The organism is Cytobacillus sp. (genome assembly GCF_964223445.1).
In the GTDB taxonomy this organism is placed as follows: Bacteria; Bacillota; Bacilli; order Bacillales; family Cytobacillaceae; genus Cytobacillus.
In genome coordinates this window covers 1-21,692 of record NZ_CAXQGS010000101.1, presented here as the reverse complement: position 1 = coordinate 21,692, position 21,692 = coordinate 1, and the positions used below count along the sequence as shown (strand labels likewise).

22 protein-coding genes and 1 pseudogene are annotated in these 21,692 nt (G+C 41.2%); 3 read left to right on the top strand and 20 right to left on the bottom strand.

Translation table 11 applies throughout. From position 1 onward, the window contains the following. Positions 1-11: 11 nt before the first annotated feature. The 8 genes from dnaK to gpr form a co-directional block, all read right to left on the bottom strand. Positions 12-1,841, bottom strand: coding sequence for a molecular chaperone DnaK (dnaK, locus tag ACEQ1T_RS18285; protein ID WP_370224096.1), 1,830 nt, complete (start codon positions 1,839-1,841; stop codon positions 12-14). 25 nt (positions 1,842-1,866) lie between these two features. Then, complete coding sequence (gene grpE / locus ACEQ1T_RS18280) at positions 1,867-2,472, bottom strand: nucleotide exchange factor GrpE (RefSeq protein ID WP_370224095.1); 606 nt, start codon at positions 2,470-2,472, stop codon at positions 1,867-1,869. A gap of 95 nt (positions 2,473-2,567) precedes the next feature. Next, positions 2,568-3,599 (bottom strand): heat-inducible transcriptional repressor HrcA, encoded by a 1,032-nt coding sequence (gene hrcA / locus ACEQ1T_RS18275; RefSeq protein ID WP_206838818.1) that lies wholly within the window; start codon positions 3,597-3,599, stop codon positions 2,568-2,570. Positions 3,600-3,721: 122 nt separating this feature from the next. After that, entirely contained in the window at positions 3,722-4,855 is a 1,134-nt protein-coding gene (gene hemW / locus ACEQ1T_RS18270; RefSeq protein WP_206838819.1) for a radical SAM family heme chaperone HemW, read from the bottom strand. A gap of 120 nt (positions 4,856-4,975) precedes the next feature. Then, the gene (gene lepA / locus ACEQ1T_RS18265) at positions 4,976-6,811 is read right to left on the bottom strand and encodes a translation elongation factor 4 (protein ID WP_211202481.1); all 1,836 of its coding nucleotides are present in this window, start codon (positions 6,809-6,811) and stop codon (positions 4,976-4,978) included. Between the two features lie 197 nt (positions 6,812-7,008). After that, a complete protein-coding gene (locus ACEQ1T_RS18260) occupies positions 7,009-7,353 on the bottom strand; it encodes a YqxA family protein (RefSeq protein ID WP_206838820.1) in 345 nt (114 codons plus the stop codon). Positions 7,354-7,370: 17 nt separating this feature from the next. Then, a complete protein-coding gene (gene spoIIP / locus ACEQ1T_RS18255; protein WP_370224093.1) occupies positions 7,371-8,576 on the bottom strand; it encodes a stage II sporulation protein P in 1,206 nt (401 codons plus the stop codon). 68 nt (positions 8,577-8,644) lie between these two features. After that, positions 8,645-9,772, bottom strand: a complete 1,128-nt coding sequence (gene gpr, locus ACEQ1T_RS18250) for a GPR endopeptidase (RefSeq protein WP_206838822.1) — start codon at positions 9,770-9,772, stop codon at positions 8,645-8,647. Positions 9,773-10,040: 268 nt separating this feature from the next. Between gpr and rpsT the strand changes: the two genes are divergently transcribed. Continuing rightward, entirely contained in the window at positions 10,041-10,307 is a 267-nt protein-coding gene (gene rpsT, locus ACEQ1T_RS18245) for a 30S ribosomal protein S20 (RefSeq protein WP_221878419.1), read from the top strand. Positions 10,308-10,451: 144 nt separating this feature from the next. Here rpsT and holA read toward each other — a convergent pair whose 3' ends face one another. Then, positions 10,452-11,489, bottom strand: a complete 1,038-nt coding sequence (gene holA / locus ACEQ1T_RS18240) for a DNA polymerase III subunit delta (protein WP_370224091.1) — start codon at positions 11,487-11,489, stop codon at positions 10,452-10,454. Positions 11,490-11,935: 446 nt separating this feature from the next. On the opposite strand from holA, the gene ACEQ1T_RS18235 reads away from it, so the two are divergent. Continuing rightward, positions 11,936-12,070, top strand: coding sequence for a YqzM family protein (locus ACEQ1T_RS18235; RefSeq protein WP_019382872.1), 135 nt, complete (start codon positions 11,936-11,938; stop codon positions 12,068-12,070). Positions 12,071-12,205: 135 nt separating this feature from the next. Here ACEQ1T_RS18235 and ACEQ1T_RS18230 read toward each other — a convergent pair whose 3' ends face one another. From ACEQ1T_RS18230 to ACEQ1T_RS18220, 3 genes are all read right to left on the bottom strand, one after another. Further along, the gene (locus ACEQ1T_RS18230; protein WP_370224089.1) at positions 12,206-14,536 is read right to left on the bottom strand and encodes a DNA internalization-related competence protein ComEC/Rec2; all 2,331 of its coding nucleotides are present in this window, start codon (positions 14,534-14,536) and stop codon (positions 12,206-12,208) included. Positions 14,537-14,605: 69 nt separating this feature from the next. Then, positions 14,606-15,169, bottom strand: coding sequence for a ComE operon protein 2 (locus ACEQ1T_RS18225; protein ID WP_370224088.1), 564 nt, complete (start codon positions 15,167-15,169; stop codon positions 14,606-14,608). Between the two features lie 117 nt (positions 15,170-15,286). Then, a complete protein-coding gene (locus ACEQ1T_RS18220) occupies positions 15,287-15,928 on the bottom strand; it encodes a helix-hairpin-helix domain-containing protein (protein WP_370224087.1) in 642 nt (213 codons plus the stop codon). Positions 15,929-16,017: 89 nt separating this feature from the next. On the opposite strand from ACEQ1T_RS18220, the gene comER reads away from it, so the two are divergent. Next, positions 16,018-16,842 (top strand): late competence protein ComER, encoded by an 825-nt coding sequence (comER, locus tag ACEQ1T_RS18215; RefSeq protein ID WP_370224085.1) that lies wholly within the window; start codon positions 16,018-16,020, stop codon positions 16,840-16,842. A gap of 83 nt (positions 16,843-16,925) precedes the next feature. On the opposite strand, the gene ACEQ1T_RS18210 is transcribed toward comER, so the two are convergent. The 8 genes and pseudogenes from ACEQ1T_RS18210 to ACEQ1T_RS18175 form a co-directional block, all read right to left on the bottom strand. Then, the gene (locus tag ACEQ1T_RS18210; protein WP_370224084.1) at positions 16,926-17,675 is read right to left on the bottom strand and encodes a class I SAM-dependent methyltransferase; all 750 of its coding nucleotides are present in this window, start codon (positions 17,673-17,675) and stop codon (positions 16,926-16,928) included. Beyond that, positions 17,672-18,028, bottom strand: a complete 357-nt coding sequence (rsfS, locus tag ACEQ1T_RS18205) for a ribosome silencing factor (RefSeq protein WP_206838832.1) — start codon at positions 18,026-18,028, stop codon at positions 17,672-17,674. Before rsfS ends, ACEQ1T_RS18210 begins: the two co-directional genes overlap by 4 nt. Positions 18,029-18,032: 4 nt before the next feature. Beyond that, complete coding sequence (gene yqeK, locus ACEQ1T_RS18200; RefSeq protein WP_370224081.1) at positions 18,033-18,599, bottom strand: bis(5'-nucleosyl)-tetraphosphatase (symmetrical) YqeK; 567 nt, start codon at positions 18,597-18,599, stop codon at positions 18,033-18,035. Continuing rightward, on the bottom strand, positions 18,589-19,158 hold the full coding sequence (locus ACEQ1T_RS18195; protein ID WP_370224080.1) for a nicotinate-nucleotide adenylyltransferase: 570 nt from the start codon (positions 19,156-19,158) through the stop codon (positions 18,589-18,591). The genes yqeK and ACEQ1T_RS18195 overlap by 11 nt, the downstream gene beginning before the upstream one ends. Positions 19,159-19,197: 39 nt before the next feature. Beyond that, positions 19,198-19,488 (bottom strand): ribosome assembly RNA-binding protein YhbY, encoded by a 291-nt coding sequence (yhbY, locus tag ACEQ1T_RS18190; protein ID WP_206838836.1) that lies wholly within the window; start codon positions 19,486-19,488, stop codon positions 19,198-19,200. Further along, a complete protein-coding gene (gene aroE / locus ACEQ1T_RS18185) occupies positions 19,482-20,321 on the bottom strand; it encodes a shikimate dehydrogenase (protein WP_370224079.1) in 840 nt (279 codons plus the stop codon). Before aroE ends, yhbY begins: the two co-directional genes overlap by 7 nt. Positions 20,322-20,368: 47 nt before the next feature. After that, positions 20,369-21,475 carry a ribosome biogenesis GTPase YqeH gene (yqeH, locus tag ACEQ1T_RS18180; RefSeq protein WP_206838838.1) on the bottom strand — a complete coding sequence of 369 codons (1,107 nt, stop codon included), beginning with the start codon at positions 21,473-21,475 and terminating at the stop codon, positions 20,369-20,371. A gap of 3 nt (positions 21,476-21,478) precedes the next feature. After that, positions 21,479-21,637: pseudogene (locus ACEQ1T_RS18175) on the bottom strand (YqeG family HAD IIIA-type phosphatase); the annotation flags it as partial. Positions 21,638-21,692 lie beyond the last annotated feature (55 nt).

Genomic DNA, 21,692 nt, shown 5'->3' with positions numbered 1-21,692 from the left:
AGATTCAGAGGTTATTTATCGTCTTTAACTTCTTGAAACTCAGCGTCTACGACATTATCGTCGTCATTTTTGCTTTCAGCGCCTTCTGCACCTTGTGCAGCCTGAGCAGCTTGTGCCTGCTCATAAAGCTTCATTGTTAAGGCCTGGACAACCTCCTGTAAAGCATCTTTCTTCGCACGGATCTCATCCAGATCGTTCTTTTCAATTGCAGCCTTCAGGGCATCTTTAGCTTCATTTGCTTTGTTCACTTCAGCTTCATCCACTTTGCCTTCAAGATCTTTTAGAGTCTTTTCAGTAGTGAATACAAGCTGGTCCGCTTCATTGCGGAGTTCAACTTCTTCTTTGCGCTGCTTATCTGCTTCTGCATTTTCTTCAGCTTCTCTTACCATTTTTTCGATTTCTTCATCAGATAATCCTGTTGATGATCTAATCGTAATGGCCTGCTCTTTATTTGTGCCCAAGTCTTTAGCGCGCACGTTTACGATACCATTTTTGTCGATATCGAATGATACTTCGATTTGAGGCACTCCACGAGGAGCAGGAGGAATATCGCCAAGCTGGAAGCGCCCCAGTGTTTTATTATCTGCAGCCATCGGGCGTTCCCCTTGAAGCACATGGATATCAACAGCTGACTGGTTATCAGCAGCAGTTGAGAACACTTGGGATTTTGATGTTGGGATGGTTGTATTGCGTTCAATCAGCTTAGTGAACACTCCGCCCATTGTTTCAATTCCAAGAGACAAAGGAGTTACGTCCAGCAGGACAACATCTTTAACGTCACCTGTGATTACACCGCCCTGAATGGCTGCACCCATTGCAACAACTTCATCAGGGTTAACTCCTCTATGCGGTTCTTTTCCTGTTTCTTTCTTGATTGCTTCCTGTACGGCAGGAATACGAGTTGAACCGCCGACAAGGATAACTTTATCAAGTTCTGAAGGAGATAATCCAGCATCCTTTAACGCCTGGCGTGTAGGTCCCATTGTGCGTTCTACAAGATCTGCAGACAGCTCTTCAAATTTAGCTCTTGAAAGTGTAACTTCAAGGTGTAAAGGTCCTGCTTCCCCAGCCGTGATAAACGGAAGCGAGATTTGCGTTGAAGTTACGCCTGAAAGATCTTTTTTCGCTTTTTCAGCTGCATCTTTTAAACGCTGAAGAGCCATTTTATCTTTGGCAAGATCAATGCCATTCTCTTTTTTGAATTGATCAACCAGGTAGTCAATAATTACTTGGTCAAAATCATCTCCGCCAAGACGGTTATCCCCCGCAGTGGATTTTACTTCAAATACTCCATCGCCAAGTTCAAGGATAGACACATCAAAAGTACCGCCGCCAAGGTCATAAACAAGAATTGTCTGGTCTTCATCCATTTTATCAAGACCATACGCCAAAGCTGCAGCAGTAGGTTCGTTGATGATTCGTTCAACTTCCAGACCGGCAATTCTGCCCGCATCCTTTGTAGCCTGACGCTCGGCATCATTAAAATATGCCGGAACTGTGATTACCGCTTTAGTAACTTTTTCTCCAAGATAGTCTTCTGCATAAGATTTCAAATATTGAAGAATAATAGCAGAAACCTCTTGAGGCGCGTATTCTTTTCCTTCAATTTCAGTTTTATGATCCGTACCCATGTGGCGTTTAATGGAAATGATGGTGTTCGGGTTTGTAATAGACTGGCGCTTTGCCACCTCACCGACCTGGCGCTCGCCATTTTTAAACGCAACAACTGAAGGTGTTGTACGGTTGCCTTCCGGATTTGGAATTACTTTTGGTTCGCCGCCTTCAAGGACAGCGACACATGAGTTTGTTGTACCTAAATCAATTCCGATAATTTTGCTCATGTTCTTTACCTCCCCAAATATGTAATTATTGATTTACTTTAACCATTGATGGACGAATGACTCTGTCCTTTAACTTGTAGCCTTTTTGGAACTCTTCAACCACGATATTGGAATCAAAATTCCCATCTTCCACCTGCATCACAGCCTGGTGTAAATGAGGATCAAATTCTTTCCCAACTGCTTCAATCTGCTCTGCACCTTCTTTTTTTATAGCCTCCAGCAAACTTCGGTAAACCATTTCCATACCTTGAAGGATAGATTTAGCCTGTTCATTTTCAGCTTCCATCTGAAGTGCTCTCTCAAAATTGTCAATTGCAGGCAGCAAATCGGAGATTAAGCTCTGTGCTCTATATTTTTCAGACGCTTCAAGGTCAAGCCTCGCACGGCGCCGGGAATTTTCAAAATCAGCCTGAAGGCGGTAGATGCGATTTTCTTCCTCTTCCAGCTTCCCTTCCAATTCAGCAATTTTCGCTTTCGCTGCAGTAAGCTCTGCATCAGTGCTTCCCTCATCAGTACCAGCTTCTGCTTCTGCAAATACCTCTTCAATAGGTGCCTCATTTTCAGTTCCTTCAGGTTCGTTTGTTTGTTCATTTAATTCTTGGTTTAGTGTATCTTTCTCTTCTGCCAACATGTTCACCTCCCTTAAAGAATGGATGGTTCTTCGAAATAATAACCATAAGGAAAGGAGTGGAAAGGTATTTCCACCCTTAATCAATATTTCCACCATCACCTGTTTTGATACAGTTTAGATAAAACAGCTGATAGGTCTGCACTGATATAGTTTAATAAGCTAATGACTCTCGAATATTCCATTCTGGTCGGCCCAAGAATGGCGATAGTACCGAGCTGTTCGGTCCCGATTGAATAGCTTGCTGTTATCAGGCTGCAGTTTTCCATTGCTGAATTATTATTTTCCCGGCCGATTTTTATATTGATTCCTGACTTATTTTTACGAATTAAATCATATATGCCTTCTTCCTGCTCGATCATATTCATAAGGTTTTTAACCTTTTCAATATCATGAAACTCTGGCTGGCTGAGCATATTTGTTTTACCGCCGAAGAAAAGCTTATCATAGGCCGGTATCTTGATTGTATCGGCAATTGAATTCAACATTAGATCATAATTATTGATATGGTGCCTTAAAAGAACGGCAACCTCTTTATATAACTTATTGTTCAGACTTTCCAATGGTGCACCGGCAAGCCGGTCATTAAGAATATTGACTACCTTCTCCAAATCCCCAGCATCAATACTTTCAGGCAAGTGGAACATCCTGTTCTCGACATGGCCTGTATCTGTGACAATAATTGCTATCGCTGTTTCTTTATTCAAGGGAACAATCTGAATTTTCTTCAGCTTGTTATCCCTTACTGCAGGCCCGAGGACAATGGATGTATAATTTGTCAGCTCAGAAAGAATTTTTGCCGATTTTTGAACGATTTTCTCCAGCTCATAGAGTCTCTCCGCAAAGATTGATTGTACTTTGTGGATATCATGCTGATTTAATTTTTGCGGGGATAAAAGGTGATCCACGTAGTAGCGGTACCCCTTTTCAGATGGAATCCTCCCCGATGAGGTGTGTGTTTTTTCAATAAACCCAAGTTCCTCTAAATCAGCCATCTCATTTCTGATCGTTGCGGAACTAAAAGAAATTTCATCTTTTTTCGACAAGGTTCTCGATCCGACAGGCTGTGCAGTTTGAATAAAATCATCAACAATTACTTGAAAAATTAATAATTGACGATCTGTTAACACAGGTATCACCTCTGTTAGCACTCTTTGTTCCTGAGTGCTAATTCTACTAATAAATTATCAAATCAAACGTGCAGTGTCAATAATTTGGCTTTCTTTTTTCCCGACGCTATACCCATGCCTGATTACCCTATAAACGATTGGAATACTTCATTTCCAAGAAAACGTCCTTGTTTTGTCAATTTAATATGCTCTTCCCCTGCAATAATTAATTCTTTTTCAGTATGCTGTTTAATTTGGACTTCAAACAGATCAAGGGGATCTTTGCCAAATTTCTCTTTAAAGCGACTTATTGAGACACCTTCCGTTTTTCTCAGTCCAAGAAACATTTCCTCTTCCATCTGTTCACTCAAGGTCACTTTGTGCTCTTCCAGGATAGGAAGCTGTTCGTTTTCAATAGGCTCCATATATTTTTTCAAGGGTCCGTGATTGGAACGGCGAAGCCCTTTTACATAGCCATGTGCACCGGCTCCAAAGCCAAAGTACCATTCATTATCCCAATAAGTGATGTTATGCCGGCTCTCAAAGCCTGGTTTTGCAAAATTGCTGATTTCATATTGAGCAAAGCCGTGTTTCTCCATTTGTTCCATTAATAATTCATACATCTCAGCTTCCACATCTTCTCCAGGAGTAGGCAGCTTCCCTTTCCTCATCAGATTATAGAATACCGTTTTGGGTTCAATGATCAGCGAATAGCCCGAATAATGGACAATATCCAGGGTGAATGATGTTTCGAGTGTATCTTGAAAATCCTGAAGTGTCTGACCCGGAAGACTGTAGATAAGATCGATGCTGATGTTATCAAAACCGACTTTTTTTGCAGCTTCAATTGATTGAAAAACGTCTTTTGCTCTGTGCGACCTTCCTATTCTTTTTAAGAGTTCATCGTTGAAGGTCTGAACGCCAAAGCTAAGCCGGTTGACTCCAGCATCATGCAATATTTGAAGTTTTTCTATAGAGAGATCTCCAGGGTTAGCTTCGAAGCTAAATTCTGTGAAAGAGTCATAGGGAAGCTGCCGTTTGATTGTGCCGCAAAGCTGTTCAAGCTGTTTCTCGTTAAGCGCAGTTGGCGTACCGCCCCCGACAAAGATGGAGTCTAGACGGGATGCAGGTGTTTCTTTCAAAGCAAGATTCATCTCTTTATCAAGAGAGTCCAGATATTCTCCTACTGGCTGGTTCTTCAAGAATACTTTATTAAAATCACAGTAATGACAAATATGTTCACAAAATGGGATGTGTATATAAGCTGCTTTAATCATTTATTTCACTACTTTCATCATTCAATCAACGTTCATAAACAGCGGATTCCTAAATAAAAAGAGGCTAGTGCTGTTATTATTATGACAGCATATCTAACCTCTTAAAACAAAGCAAATATTTTACTTTTTAGGGCTGTTATCGTCCATCTTCAAAACTGCCATGAAGGCTTCCTGCGGAACTTCAACAGAACCAACCTGTTTCATCCGCTTTTTACCTTCTTTCTGCTTCTCCAATAATTTGCGCTTACGGGAGATGTCTCCGCCGTAACATTTCGCCAATACATTTTTGCGAATGGCTTTAATGGTTGAGCGGGCTACAATTTTCTGGCCAATCGCCGCTTGAATAGGAACCTCAAACTGCTGACGGGGAATTAGGTCTTTTAACTTCTCAACGATTACTTTTCCTCTTTCATAAGCAAAATCCTTATGAACGATAAAGCTCAATGCGTCTACCTTTTCTGCATTTAACAGAATATCCATTTTAACAAGTTTTGATGGCTTGTACCCTATTAATTCATAATCAAAAGAAGCATATCCTTTTGTATTGGATTTCAGCTGATCAAAGAAATCATAAACAATTTCCGATAAAGGAATTTCATATATAATGTTTACTCTGGTTTCATCCATGTATTGCATATCAATAAAGATGCCGCGTTTTTGCTGGCAAAGTTCCATGATGGCTCCCACATAATCATTCGGCGCCATCATTGTAGCTTTTACATAAGGTTCTTCGACACGGTCAATCTTTTGCGGATCAGGCATATTTGATGGATTATCCACTTTAACCTCTGTGCCATCAGTCAGTATGACATCATAAATAACACTTGGTGCTGTTGTAATCAAATCAATTTTGAATTCGCGCTCAATGCGCTCCTGGATGATTTCCATGTGAAGCAATCCAAGGAAACCGCAGCGGAATCCAAAGCCAAGCGCTTGCGATGTTTCAGGCTCAAACTGCAGGGCAGAATCATTCAGTTCCAGCTTTTCTAGCGCTTCACGCAAATCATTGAACTTGGCGCTGTCTATTGGATAAAGTCCGCAATAAACCATCGGATTCATCTTTCTGTACCCAGGAAGAGCTTCGGCTGCACCATTTTTCGCACTCGTGATGGTATCACCTACACGTGTATCGCCAACATTTTTGATAGCAGCAGTCAAAAAGCCGACGTCTCCAACTGACAATTCAGCCAATGGAGTGGATTTAGGAGTAAACACTCCAACCTCAGTAACTTCAAACTCTTTACCAGTTGCCATCATTTTAATTTTATCCCCTACTTTAACCGTACCTTCCACCACACGGATGTAGGCTACTACACCGCGGTAGGCATCATAAAGGGAGTCAAATATAAGCGCCTTTAAAGGGGCTTCAGGATCACCTACTGGAGCGGGCACTTTTTCAACGACCTGTTCAAGGATTTCTTCAATGCCGATCCCTGCTTTTGCTGAAGCAAGTACCGCTTCAGAAGCATCCAGGCCGATGACTTCTTCGATCTCATTGCGCACCCGTTCCGGATCCGCACTTGGAAGGTCAATTTTATTGATGATCGGAAGAATCTCAAGATCATTATCCAAAGCCAGATAAACATTTGCAAGAGTCTGTGCTTCAATACCCTGAGCCGCATCTACAACCAGGATTGCGCCTTCACAGGCTGCCAGACTTCGGGATACTTCATATGTAAAATCGACGTGTCCCGGGGTATCTATTAAATGAAAAGTGTATATCTCTCCATCTTTAGCTTTATATTTTAGCTGAACGGAATTAAGCTTGATCGTGATGCCGCGCTCTCTTTCGAGGTCCATTGAATCAAGGAGCTGATCCTTCATTTCGCGCGATGTCAGCGCATTGGTTTTTTCAAGGATTCTGTCCGCCAAAGTCGACTTGCCATGGTCTATGTGGGCGATAATGGAAAAATTCCTAATTTTCTCTTGCCTTTTAAGTCTTTCTTCTCTGTTCATTATTTATAATTCAACTCCTACTATAAGAAAAGCGCAAGCGCCTTAATACAGGCGCCTGGAGCCAGGTGTGGTCAATTTAAAATAGTCCTTTTAGTTTATACACTATTTTTGATTATATCAGTACGTATGTGAAGATTCAATGCTAAGCTTTACGTCTCTAACTGTTCAAAAAAAAATAAGACTGCTTCATGAGCAGCCTATTTTCCGGCTATTAAGTCTGTGATCAATGCGACCGTTTTTTCTGTCAGCTCTGATAAGCCTTCGGAGATGCTTTTTCCCACAGATGAAAAGAAATTATATGCCTTCATTTCTTCAAGCTTTTCTTTTTTCTGCTGAAGATCATGGCTGGACACATCATTACCCAGGACAGAAGCCTGCACTTCACCTTCATTGGTTTCATTTAAGGTTAAGGCACTTTTGAAATCTTCGTCATGGAAACCCTTCATTCTGTGGATTCCATCATTTGCCTGCTGCATTCCAAATAATACTGAGACAAACATAAACGCTGCCAGAAAAAGAGCTTTTAGCATAAATATTTTCATTCCGCATCATCCTAATACTATTTCTTTTCTGATTCACCGTCAGCTGGTGAATTCACTTCCTCGGCCTGCCAATAATATTCACTGAACACTTCTGCGAGTGCTTCAGCCGAACGGTTTAATTCTTCAAACGTATTATCAACTCCGCCAAATTCAATGAGGATAGCATTTCCCGATAAATCCTGATTGAAGTTTCCATTTGTCCCAGCGCCTTCTTTTTTCATGATTCCCCTGCTTAACCCTTTGTACTTAACGTTCAATCTATCATGCAGCTCTTTCGCAAATTTTAAGTTCTCTTCGTAATTCGGGTTATTTCCACCAATAATGAAAGCTAGTTTGGCATAAGACTCTCCGTTTATTTCTTTCGTTGTGTCTTTTTTTCTTTTTGAATCACGGTGAATATCGATTAAGTAAGACAAATCCCGGTTTGACGTAATTGCAGCCTGGACAACTTCTCTGGATTCCTGATAGGAACGTCCATACGTTAATCCTTTTTTGCTTAAATTCCCCTGGATATCCGTTTTGTCAACAAAGGTCCCTATTCCTTTGCTTTCCATCTCTTCCTTAAGCTTATCACCAATCTTAGTAACGTTAATTTTGGAATGAAAGGCTGCATCAGGATTGGTTACACCCTTCAGATAAGGAAGATAGGATTCCGTATTATGAGAAAAATAAACATAGACTGGTTTTTTATCACCCGTAGACATCGGCGGTGTTTTGGACTGTTTCGTATCACCATCCGGCTCAAGTCCTTCGGTGTTTTGCAGGGCTGCCTCCTGTTCTGCCATCAGCACTTCGATAGGAGGAGAAGATTCCACAGGCATGTTTGTATAATCCGTTCCTTCACCAGCAACAAGGATTTTACTGTCATAAATAGAGAAAAATGGAAGCTCCCTTCCCAGAAGGCTTCTGGGATCATCCAAATTGACATTTGTGGATAGCTTAAAAACCAAATTGGCAAATCCCGGGGGAGAACTGTTTTCAGAAACCCCCTGGAGAAATGCGTGGTTTTCCCATCCGAGAAAATGGTAAAGCATTTCTCCTGTAAGGCTGTTCGCAGCAGAATTAACTGAAGAGGAGCTGATTCTGTATTCTGGCTTTAATGAAGTTAATGCTCCGCTTATTGAAAATATCATAAATAGAAAAAGCAAAAATCCGCCTATGGCTTTCAGTAAGCTTGTCCCTTGAATGGTTACTACAAGTCCGTTCGATTTAAAAGGTTTCATTGCTCCACCTCTCCTTGCTAGTCTAGTAAATGTTATGACTTTGCTAGAGAAGATAGAACAGTTATTTCCTATCTGGTATAAAAACCGGCATTATCCTGATTCACTTTTTGATGAAGTGCTGCGTTCAAACCGTTAGCAAGTAAATTGGACATATCTTCAATAAATACATCCACTTCCTTTGGAGTCACCATAAGGTTGTGGCCCAAAGGAGACAGAACTTCATAAATAAGCTTCCGCTTCTCCTCTTCAGGCAAGGTTCCAATCATGCCAAGAAAGGTTTTTCTATGATGTTCCTCCGGCAGATCATCATCTGTAAGCTTTCTTTTCTCTCCAAAAGTCATTCCTGCAGGAGCAAGAGCACGTGATGGACGGCCGCCTTCTTTCATTTCCTTCCCGAAATGCTTCAGGATGTAATCAATTGTATCGCTTGTGATGGATACGGCATCGACAACCGTTGGGATGCCAATCGCTATGACAGGTATCCCTAAAGTCTCTTTGCTGATTTCTTTTCGTTTATTCCCGACACCAGAACCAGGGTGAATCCCTGTATCCGAAATTTGAATAGTAGAATTGACTCTTTCAATTGATCGGGAAGCAAGTGCATCGATTGCAATGACAAAATCGGGCTTTGTTTTTTCAACAATGCCATAAATAATGTCACTTGTTTCAATCCCTGTCAGGCCCATTACTCCCGGAGAAATAGCACTTACTGGCCGATAGCCTTCTTCTACGCTTTCAGGCTGCAGCTGATAGAGATGTCTTGTGATAAGCAAATTTTCGCAAACTTGCGGACCAAGTGCATCGGGAGTCACATTCCAATTTCCCAGGCCGACAATTAAACAGGATGCATCTTCATTGATTCCCAGCTGTTTTATAAATTGGGAGAATTCACTTGCAAATACAGACTCCACTTTGTGCTGCAGCTCCGTATCCTGCTGGCGTATGCCCGTCACTTCAAGGGTCAGATATTTTCCCTCTTTTTTCCCCAATGCCTCTGCACCTTCTTTTGTTACTTCAACAAAAGAAATTTTTATATCATTTTCTTCTTTTTCTTTAATTATTACGCCTTTTATTTGGGAAAGATTCTCCTGCTGATGAATATTGTCTTTCTGCCTGTCAGAAATAACCATTTCCCTGGCTTCAATGGCAAGGTCCGTTCGGACTGAGTACTGGCTTAAATCTATTGATTCCTTCATAACTTATCCCTCACATTCTCAGCTTTTTAGGTTATTGGAAAATACCACACAATATACTAAAATTCGGATATATTCTATCATTGCCTTTTAAGTCCAAAAACATGCAGAATAAGAATTAACTTCCCTAATAATGGGTGTCAGTAATTTTGATTACAGAGTATTGCATTATGCCCCCGTGTTTGATAAAATATCACTTGTTCTTAATTATTGTTAATGAATGTGAATGTCGAGTTATAGAATCTCGATGCTTTTTCAGGAGGTGAATGGAATGCCAAACATTAAATCTGCTATTAAGCGTGTTAAAACTAGCGAAGCTCGCAACGCTCATAACGCTACAGTTAAATCAGCAATGCGTACAGCTGTTAAGAAAGTTGATGCTGCGGTCGTAAACAACGATGCTGCTGCTGCAACTGCATCTTTCGCTGATGCTGCTCGTAAACTAGACAAAGCAGCTGCAAAAGGTCTTATCCACAAAAATGCTGCTGCCCGTAAAAAGTCTCGTTTAATGAAAAAAATGAACTCTTTAAACGCTTAATGTTTGAAGATATCGGCTATCTTAAGGGATAGCCTTTTATTTTACATAAAAAAGCGGTCCATTTGGACCGCTTTTTTATGTAATCAGATTTAAATAATTTTGTCACAGCCCTCAAGGTGTCAGAGGCGGAAAAAAACCTATCTCTTAAGGATTTTTTCTAAGAGCCTGACTTTGCAGACGAAACAGGAACATTTCAATCAGCATGGTTTTATTCATGCCTCCAGTTTTCATTTGGTAATCTGCATCAGCAAGCAAGCTTATGATCGCTGCAAGTTCTTCGTCTGCAAAAAGCTGCGCATGTCCAGCCGCCAGTTTCACCCGGAAAGGATGAATTTTCAAATAGCCGGCAATCTGCTGCTGGCCGTAGCCTCTCCTTGCAAGCTCCTTCACCTGATAAATTAATCTGAACTGCCCAGTAATAACAGATAAAATCTTAATTGGTTCTTCATTTTGCTTTAATAAATCATAATAAATTCTCAGGGCTTCTTCTATTTTGCGGTGAACAACCTTGTCTACAAGGGAAAAAATGTTTTGCTCCAATGACCTTGATACCATTTTCTCTGCCATTTGTTCATCGATTCGCTTCGTGTCATTCGCATATAAAGCTAATTTATCGATTTCGTTTGTCAAGATAAATAGGTTGGTGCCTGCCAATGTCAATATTAGCTCAACTGCCGATTCATCAATCTGCACGCCGTTAAGTGCTGCCCGTTCCCTGATCCAGGCTTTCAATTCACCTTCATTTAGTTTCTTTGCTTCAAGGACTGCAGCCGTTTTTTTCAATTGTTTAGTTATTTTTTTCCGGTCATCCAGCTTTTCTGCAGTTGAGGAGAATACCACCACTGAATACGGGGCAGGCGCTTTAATATAGGCTTCCAGCTTAGACAGGTTATGCTCCTGCTTAGCTTTCGATTTTTCAGATGTTATAAATACTGGGTTATGTAAAAAGATCAGTCTTCTTTCCCCCATAAACGGAAATGTCTCCGCATCTTCAAGTGCTGTATCGATTGGGGTTTCCTCAAGGTCATAAGAGGATAAATTAAAATCAGCTTCATCTTCGCTTAGCACATTGTTGATTAGAAGCTGCTTCGTTTCGTTTATAAGATAGGGTTCTGTTCCATATAATAAATAAATAGGAGCAAAACTTTTCGCTTTTATCTGCTTCCAAATATCAAAAACCAATTTATTTCTCTCCGTTCGCCTTACATTGTATTCACTTTATCGCAGTCTGACGGGCAGTAAGCCCCCCTCTTCAAGACTCATAGTAAGCAAAGAGGGATAAGTGGGGGGAAACTGACCGTAAAGGCCCGATTGGTTCAGCTAACAATCAGTGGGGGATAACCCCCCACTGATTGAAGTTTCACTTTATATCCTAAAGAAGCAGCGGCAATTTGACAAGACATAAGAAATTGGCGCCCGTAAGAACGCCAATTTCCAATCTATATAGAACGCTGCCGCCTGAGGCCCGGGATACTCAGGAAGCTGCGGTGCACCTTTGTTCTATTATTTTCCCCTTGATGTGCCGGCATATTTGTGACAACTCCTGCTATTGCAGGAAAAGGGCAGGGGAACTCTAGATTTTTTTATTTGAATGACTTATACTATATAGGAAATAGGAGGGGTAGACTGTGAACGAATTTGAAAAGAACGTCCAAAGCAAACGTAATGATGCCATCGACTCTGGAGTAGGATTCATCGTATCATTCGGTTTCTTCGCAACGTTATTTGTTATTGCAACAGTCATTAAATTTTTAGGAGCTTAATGGCTACATACAGTAAGTAATAGTGTCTCAATACTTCTGACACACCGAGGCTGCCTCAGCAGTCTCTTTTTTTTGTAGCTGTAAGTGATAGGCATTGAGAGTATAGTAAGGAAGCTGAAGCATTTCTAACATATACTATGGAAGCTGAACGGAAAAGGTTCCTGAATTCCCTTTAAAAAAGTAGGTAACCGCCCCTTGCTCATCGGTTCTCAGAACATGCACATTAAAGTCTTTAAGCCTGTCCATTACATCATTATGTGGATGCCCATACCTGTTGTTTCTGCCTGCAGAAATAACGGCAATCCTCGGCTTAACAGCCGCCAGAAATGAATCTGTTGTGGAGGTTTTGCTTCCATGATGTGCAATTTTTAAAACATCAATTTTTAAATTGGAATAAGATCTTATAAGCTGACTTTCCCCCGTTTCCTCCAAATCTCCGGTAAACAGCCAGTTGAGGCCACCCACTTTGGCAAAAAGGACAATCGAGCTATCATTTTTCCCTGTATACACGTCCTCCGTCTGATCTCCAAATGGAGACAAAACTTGAAATACGGAATCCCCTTTTGACCAGTTTTCTCCAGATTTAGTGAATACAATATTGCATTTTTTTAATTTAGCCTGAACAATCAAATCCTTCTCCTCCTCTGAGATTTCCGCTCCCTGTGAAAAAACAACAGACTTTACCCTCATTTCCCTAATCACAGCTGATGCTCCTCCAATGTGATCCATATCCCCGTGAGTCAAAAAAAACTTATCTATTTTACTTATCCCTTTGCTTTTCAGAAAAGGCACTACCGTGTCCTTTCCAGTTTCATAAGGATCGCTTCTCACCCTCCAATCCTCAGTGTCAAACGTAAGCGTCCCTCCTGCATCTATCAAATAATTCCCTCTTCCATATGGAAGCTTTATCAGAATACTGTCACCCTGCCCAACATCAATAAATGTAATTTCACCGGCAGGAGTAAATACATTCGATAAGTAATGAATTAATATTGCAAGGATTGGGAGCACACCGCTTTTGATTAGAACCTTTTTATTTTTTGAACTCTCCCAGCCGGCAAAGAATGCGGGTATCAGCAGCAGATATACAATCAGCATAATCAGGGATGGCCTGCCAAGGACAAGGGTCGAGTTAGGAATGGCCGAAAGCACTTCAGCAATCCAATTTAGAAAACTGATGAGGTTTTCAAATACATTGAGCAAGAAATCAGCTTTCCCCCCTGATAATAAATCAAGAATGAAAAGAATCAACACCACCGGAAGGATTATGGAAGAATATAAAGGCACAAAAATAAGATTGGCAATTATGGAAATAATCGATACCTCATAAAAATGCCACAGAAGGATCGGAATGGCAGCCATCTGGCAAACAAAAGAAACTGTCAGGATAGCAGCGTATGATTCAGAAAATCTTCTGAGGATGATGGGAGCTGAGAGAATAAGCGATAAGGCGACAGTAAACGAAAGCTGAAACCCGGCATTATAGATGATATAAGGAGAGATAAAAAGGTAGCCAATAAACACAATAGAGATAACATCAGCTAATTGAACAGGGAATTTCAGCTTCTTTGCCAGCAAAACAAGAAGCATCATAAACACAGCCCGCAGAACAGATGGTGCTGCTCCTGTCAGGATTGCATATAACGGCAAAACCAATAATAAGATGCTGGTCATTTTTTCTCTGGTGATTCCGGCACGTATACCAGCAAGAAAGAACATCCCCGCAAGCATTCCTACATGAAGGCCGGATATCGCAAGCAAATGGATAATTCCAATTTTCTGATAAGAAGCAATGGTATCCTGCTCAATAAAATCACGATTGCCGAAAACAAGAGCAATAGCAAGTGGAGCTGTCTGTTCAGGGAAATGGTCCAGGATATAATGAATTCCCGTCTCTCTTATTTTTAAAATGGTTAATGTGGGGCTGTTTTTACGGTAACTGCAATCAGAGAGGTTTAACTGTTCCAATTCGAGGATCCAAAAGATGCTGTTGTGGTTTAGATATTCCTGATAGCTGAAGGAATTAGGATTGGTGGAGGTTGAAGGAGTCTTTAAGGTGCCTTTTACCCGGCATGTCATCCCTGTTCCCAGATGGTCTGCAAGGAACTTTTTTTCTGTTTCCGATTTAATTTTATACCTTGCTGCCAGCTTTTCTTTTTTATCGGCTAATTCAATTAAGACTGAAAGAAGGTCTCCATCTATCCTTGCAGATTCTTTCATTGTTATTTCGAAATCACGCTCATTTCCTTCAAGGCTTGTCCTGTTGTGTTCGGATGCAAATTCACTTCGCATGATGAAGGCAAGGAAAATCATTAACAGGATGGCTGCGTTTTTGAACGATAAAATATTTCTTTTTAGGAGGAAAAAAGTCAGAAGAAAAAAAACAATAGCAATAGCCGGATGAAAAAAAAATGTCAAATTTCCCAGCAGTGAGGCAGCAGCTGCATAGATCCATCTGCCTTTCATAACATCTGCTCCTTTAGTTTTGTGGAGAGGAGTAAGGCCTTATCATTTCAGGTGTTACTCCTCAATGGGTTAATTCTGAAAAAGCTTGTCCTTTGTTTCTTTATAGCTTTTTACCAAGTCACGATCTTTTCCGCTTTTTTCTAGCTCATTTATTAATTCTTCTATAAAATCACGTTTTTCTTGTTTGCTGTCATCAAAGGACACTTTTTCTGCTATTACCTGCACAGTTTTCACTCCAGCCTTCTCAAAGAGTTCAATTCCATAAGGGTGATTTTTATAGTCCTGTGCGTAATATACTGTTTTAATGCCTGCCTGTATAATCGCTTTGCAGCATTGGAGGCATGGAAAATGGGTTACATATAATTCTGCATCACTTGTAGGCACCCCGAATTTTGCACACTGTAAAATTGCATTCATTTCCGCATGAATGGTTCTGACACAATGGTTATCAATAACATAGCAGCCTTCATCAATACAATGTTCACCGCCGGCAATCGATCCATTATAGCCGCCGGCAATGATCCTCTTATCCCTTACAATAGTTGCCCCAACAGCAAGCCTTGTACAAGTGCTCCTCAAAGCAAGCAAATGACTTTGTGCCATAAAATATTGGTTCCAGGAAATCCGATCCATTTTTGCAGTCTCTCCCCTTCCGTCTTTTCCGCAGGCGTATGTGCCCAGAGTTCAAAAACATAGCTTTTTCTCTCAATAAGTGTAAGCCTCATGCTCGTTAAGGTCAATGGAATGAAATTATTTTACACTAATTTGTTCTTTGAGTTTTTCATAGGTTTTCTCTCCTATCCCTGATATTAATTTCAAGTCCGCAATATCCTTAAAGGATCCGTTTGTCTCGCGGTATTCAATTATGGCTGCGGCCTTGGACGGGCCGATTCCAGGCAATGTCTGCAATTCCGATTCATCAGCTTGGTTTAAATTTATCTTTCCGTTATCTTGCTGTCTCCTCTCCTCGAAATTTCCACCCGCTGCGGCCTCCTCGAGAACTTCTCCCTTTTCCGGAACATATATGACCATTTCATCCGTAATATTGAGGGCAAAATTGATTTTAGCTCCATCTGCTTTATCCGTCAGTCCGCCTGCTTTTTCCAGCAGGTCGATCACCCTGTCACCTTCAGCCGCTTCGTACACTCCCGGCTTTTGTACAGCACCTTTAATATCTGCCTTCATTGGCTGTGGCTTCTGTCCAGCCGGTCCATCACCTACTATTTCTAATTCTTTATCACCACCTTCAATTTCATTTAATGGAACTGGCTGTTCAATCTCATGAAATACTTTATTCTCTTGAACAGGCATGAAGAAATAATAGACGAATGCAGCCAGTGCAATGGCGGCTCCTGCTAAGTAAGTTTTATGTGTTTTTATCCATTCAGGCATTAAGGATCGATCCTTTCTTTTTGGAATAAATGTTTTTTTGATACATATCGTTATATGAGAGAGCTTGCTTTTAAAGGAGGGATGATGCAATGAAAATCGGTATTATTGGCACAGGTAACATGGGGAGGATACTGACCGAGGCTTTCCTCGATGGAGGAACTGTTTCCCCATCCTCCATGACGATTACCAATCGGACAGCGGCAAAAGCGATGGAAATAAAGGAAACTCATCAGGATATTACTGTTGTAAAGAATGCAGAAGAGGCTGCACATCGATCTTCGCTTATCTTTATTTGTGTAAAGCCTCATGATGTGTATAATGTCGTTCAGGATATTTTGCCGTTCCTGTCAAAAGATAAATGTGTAGTTTCAATCACCAGCCCTATTAGTGTAAAACAGCTTGAATCTATACTGCCTTGTTCAGCAGCCAGGGCGATTCCAAGCATAACAAATCGGGCCTTATCAGGGGTTTCGCTATTATCATTTGGTGAACAGTGCAGCGAGCAATGGAAAGGGATACTTAATAAGCTTTTTGAAAGCATCTCCACGCCTGTCTTTATCGAGGAAAACATAACCCGGGTTTCGTCGGATATTGTCAGCTGCGGACCTGCCTTTTTCAGCTATTTGACGCAGCGGTTCATCAATGCGGCAGTTGCAGAAACGGAGATTGATAAAGAGACAGCTACAAAGCTTGCAGGAGAGATGCTGATCGGACTTGGGGATTTACTGAAAAAGGGTTTTTATACATTGCCGACATTACAGGAGAAGGTATGTGTAAAAGGAGGAATTACAGGAGAGGGAATAAAAATTCTTGAAAGCGAGCTTGGTACAATATTTGAGCACTTATTCCAGGCAACACATTCCAAGTATGACGAAGACCTTGTTGAGGTAAAAAAACAGTACTCTCTCCATTAGCTATTCGATGCTAATGGAAATAATCCTTCTTATTTCTAAAAAAACAGCCGGATTGCTTCAGTCAATCCGGCTGTTTTTATATATTAGTTCCTTTTCTTTGCAATAAAAATGATTCGTTCAGCCTGACTGCCTGGAGGGCCCTCTTCAAAATCTGCTGAAATCTCAAGCAGTTCAAATCCGCATTCCCTAAGCCAGCTTTCATATTGATCAATAGGATAAGTGCGCTGGAAGTGAAGCTCGTCATAGCGGCCATACTTTCCAGTTTCTTCTTCCAGGACAAAAAATGAAAGATCATGCTCCACAGAATTAGGGTATTCACCCTGATAGCTGTGCCAGATATATGAAATTTCCTCATCATTTTCAGCAAATGTCTGGTTCATGAATATCTGCATGATTTTATAAATGGAGTGGACATCAAAAATAAAAAGACCATCACTTCTCAAATGACTGTGGACCCGCTTGAAGGTGTCTTTCACTTCTGATTCCGTCTCCAGATAATTCAAAGAATCACAAAAGATGCCTATAATATCAAATTCATTGAACCCTTCAAGCTCTGCCATGTTCTGCAGGTAAAAGGGGATTTGAACACCGTTCTGTTCTGCCTTTGTCTGTGCTACAGCCAGCATATCCTCTGATAAGTCCACACCAGTAACCTCATAACCCTGTTTACTTAGCCTTATGGAAAGCTGCCCGGTGCCGCAGGCAAGGTCCAGCAGTTTTTTTCCGGGTACATTAAATTCCGCATGCTTTTCATTGACCAATTTAATCCAGCTGTCATAAGGGACATCTTCCATCAGCCTGTCATAAAGATAAGCGAACTTTCCGTAGCTCATTGGTTAAGCATGCCTTGAACGTTCTCGACCGGTGCATCGCCCCAAAGTCTTTCCAGATTATAGTAGCTTCTTTCATCCTTATGGAAAATATGAGCAACTACATCACCCATATCAACTAAAATCCACCTTGCTTCATCAAAACCTTCCATTCTTTTTACAGCAAACCCATGCTCTTCAGATTTTTCTTTCATTTCACGAGCTATGGCCTGCACTTGTTTATCAGAGTTGCCGTGGCAAATTACAAAGTAGTCTGAAATCAGGGAAATGCCTTTCATATTAAGTACCGTTATATCTTCAGCCCGTTTATCATCCGCTGCTTTAACTGCCGTCACCAGCAATGTATTTTCATTCATTTAATCAATCCTCCTTATTCATTACAAGGTCATTATAAGTTTGGAAGGACGCTGGAAAAACCGGCTGCCCTTTTTTCATTAAAAACATGACGGTATTTTGGACAGCCTTGATTAAAGCCTTGTCCAGATTCGTCCGCGCTAAATCACGAACTTCATCAACACCCGGAAAACGCCTTCCAGGTTCAATATAATCCGCTAGATAAATGATCTTTTCAAGAAGTGCCATTCCCGGCCTGCCGGAAGTATGGTACCGTATAGCATCTAAGACCTCTTTATCATTAATTCCCACTTCTTTCTCAGTCAGAAAAGCACCGACAGGAGCATGCCAAAGTTCACTATTGTACTCCAGAAGCTCACTTGGCATTCCTTCCTTAATGATAATTTCCCTCATTTCTTCCTTAGGACGGAACTTAGCATAATCATGAAAAATGGCCGCCAGTTCCGCTTTTTTTATATCAGCACCATATTCCGCTGCGAGGCTGATGGCTGTTTCCATCACTCCTACTGTATGAAGGTAGCGATGTTCAGTCAGCTGTTCCTTTACGATTGCAAGAGCCTGTTCACGATTCATATAAATGATTCTCCTTTATATAACTCCTTATAGCATCCGGTACCAGATAGCGAATAGTTCCGCCTTCCTTTACACGGCTTCTGATCATACTGGAGGATATCCCCATTTCCGGCACGTCAGCATAAAGAATCGGATACGGAGTCTGCAAATTGTAAGATGGCCGCCTCACTCCTATAAAGGTAATCAATTCAAGAAGTTTGTCAATGTTATGCCACTTGGGCAGATACTCAACCATGTCAGCACCAATAATAAAATAAAATTGCGTTTGAGGATAGTTTTCCTTCAAAATCCTGATTGTATCGTAGGTAAATGAAGGACCTTCGCGCTCCAGCTCAATCAATTCCAATTTAAAACCGGGTTGACTCTTCAATGCCAGTTTCAGCATTTCCGTACGATCGCTGCTGCTGACATTATCAGACCTTTTTTTATGGGGAGGTTCCTGGTTCGGCATAAACCAGACTTCATCCAAACCATGGGAAGACATGACCTCATTCGCGATGATGAGATGGCCTAAATGAGGCGGATTAAAGGTCCCTCCGAGTATGCCTACTTTTTCCATTTACACTCCTCCATACATCCAGTTTTACAATTAAGAAACTTACGGCAAGTCGATTTGTTTGTTTTCTTTCGATTCTTTATATAAAACAATTATATTTCCGATGATTTGTACAACATCAGCCTTTGCGCCTTTTGACAGCTGCTGCGCCACCGTATCCCTGTCTTCTTCACAGTTTTGAAGGATTGAAACCTTTAATAATTCACGGGATTCCAGCGCTTCTCCTACTTGCTTAATCATATTTTCATTTACTCCGCCCTTTCCCACTTGGAAAATCGGGTTTAAATGATGGGCTTTTGATCGTAAAAAACGTTTTTGCTTTCCTGTTAGCATGATAAACCTCCCAGTTGATTTAAAACTTTATGTCTCATTCTTTCAATTTCAGGTTCAATGCCAGTCCACATCTCAAAAGCAAGTGCTCCCTGATATACAAACATGTCAATACCGTTCTGAATTCCCGCACCCTTTGCAGCAGCTTCCATCAGAAGCCTTGTTTCAAGCGGATTGTATATGATATCACTGACAAAGGCTTCCGGCTTTAGCTTATGTACTGAAAGCGGGCTTTGGCCAATTTCAGGATGCATCCCTATCGATGTAGTCTGAACAATAAGATCGTATGTCCCCAGGCTTTCCTCTGCGTCCATTCTGTTCAGTACCCGCGCAGGAACCTGAAAGGGGCAATCATTAATAATATGTTCGGCCCTTAGTGGAGTCCGATTGCAAATATCCAGAAGCTCAGGACCTTCTTTGGCAATTGTAAAATAAATGGCTCTCGCAGCTCCGCCTGCCCCCACTATGAGCACTTTTTTGTCTTTAATTGATTGTTTTTGATTCAGAAGGCCCTTTACATACCCGCTCCCATCCGTATTAAAGCCTATTAGCTTTCCATCATGATTGACCACTGTATTAACTGCTCCAATAGCCTCTGCGAGGGGATCCAGTTCATCTAATAGAGGGATAATAGCCTCCTTATGCGGTACTGTAACATTAAAGCCCGCAATACCCATTGCCCTGAACCCTTTAATAGCATCTGAAAGATTTTTCCTGGATATATGGAATGGATGATAATGAGCATCCAGACTGTAAGCGTTAAATAAATCATTATGCATAGCTGGGGACATTGAATGGGAAATCGGATCTCCAATCACCCCAAACAGCTTTTTCAAAATTCCTCACCCCTTTTGAAAAGCGTAAGCAGCTGCAGGTTCGCAGCCTAAATTAAAGACTTCCTTATCATAGCATGGACACCTTTAGGAACATAAGCAGCTACTTTGGCCCCGCCTTCATTTACAGTAATCCATCCAAGCCCTGAAAATACTATATCTGTTTTTGGTTCTTTTATTGTGAATTCATGTTTCACAAGCTCTGGGAAGGTTTCCATCTGTTCTTCTCTTGGAGGTGTGAGCATCTCTCCCGCATGATTCCGATACAGCTCATCCGCCTTTTCTGTTTTGGTGCGGTGAATAGTTAGTTCATTGGAGAAATGGCAAACAAATGAACGTCGTCCCCCGGCAATGTAATCAAATCTTGCCAGTCCGCCAAAGAATAGAGTCTGCTCTTCATTAAGCTGGTAAACCTTAGGCTTTATCTCCTTTTTAGGGGTTATAACCTTTAAATCCCTTTTATCTACATAATGGGCCATTTGATGATGGTTTATTATACCTGGAGTATCTACTAAGGCTTTTCCGTCAGATAAAGGTATTTCGATAATATCAAGAGTTGTGCCAGGGAAGTGGGAAGTTGTTATGACATCGCCTTCACCTGTTACTTCCTTTAATATACGATTGATGAATGTGGATTTACCTACATTCGTACACCCTACTACATACACGTCTTTTCCTTCCCGGTAATGGTCGATAGCTGCTGCTATCTCGTTAATGGAATACCCTTTCGCAGCACTTGCCAGATAGACTTCTTCCGGTTTCAATCCCAGCTGTTTGGATTCCTGCTTCATCCAGTTAATCAGCTTGTTTGTTTTCACCGACTTTGGAAGAAGGTCAACTTTGTTTCCGACAAGAAGAATTTTATTGCTGCCTACAAAACGGTGAAGCCCCGGCAGCCAGCTCCCGTTAAAATCAAAGATGTCCACAATCTTCACGATCAGTGCATCACTTTGCCCAATTTCATTCAGGATCTTAAGAAAATCATCATCAGTCAAGCTTACATCCTGAACTTCATTATAATGTTTCAGCCTAAAACAGCGCTGGCAAATAATCGTTTCCTTCTGCAGAGCTGATTGAGGTGCATATCCCAACTCCTCAGAATTTTCTGTTTGAACTTTTACTCCACAGCCTATGCAAACAAATTGCTCTTCACTCACTTTTTAATCCTCCCACTGAATCATTCCCTTTTTTCTGAACCAATTTAATATTCGTCTTTCCACCAGCCGATTAAATTTTGTAAAAAATCCGTCAGTTTGAGCAACAGGCACGACCAAAATAGTATGGAAGCCGCTTCTGTTTCCCCCCAGGACGTCAGTCAGAGATCGGAAGAGCACACGTCTGAACTCCAGTCACCTACCAGTCTCGCGGATGCCG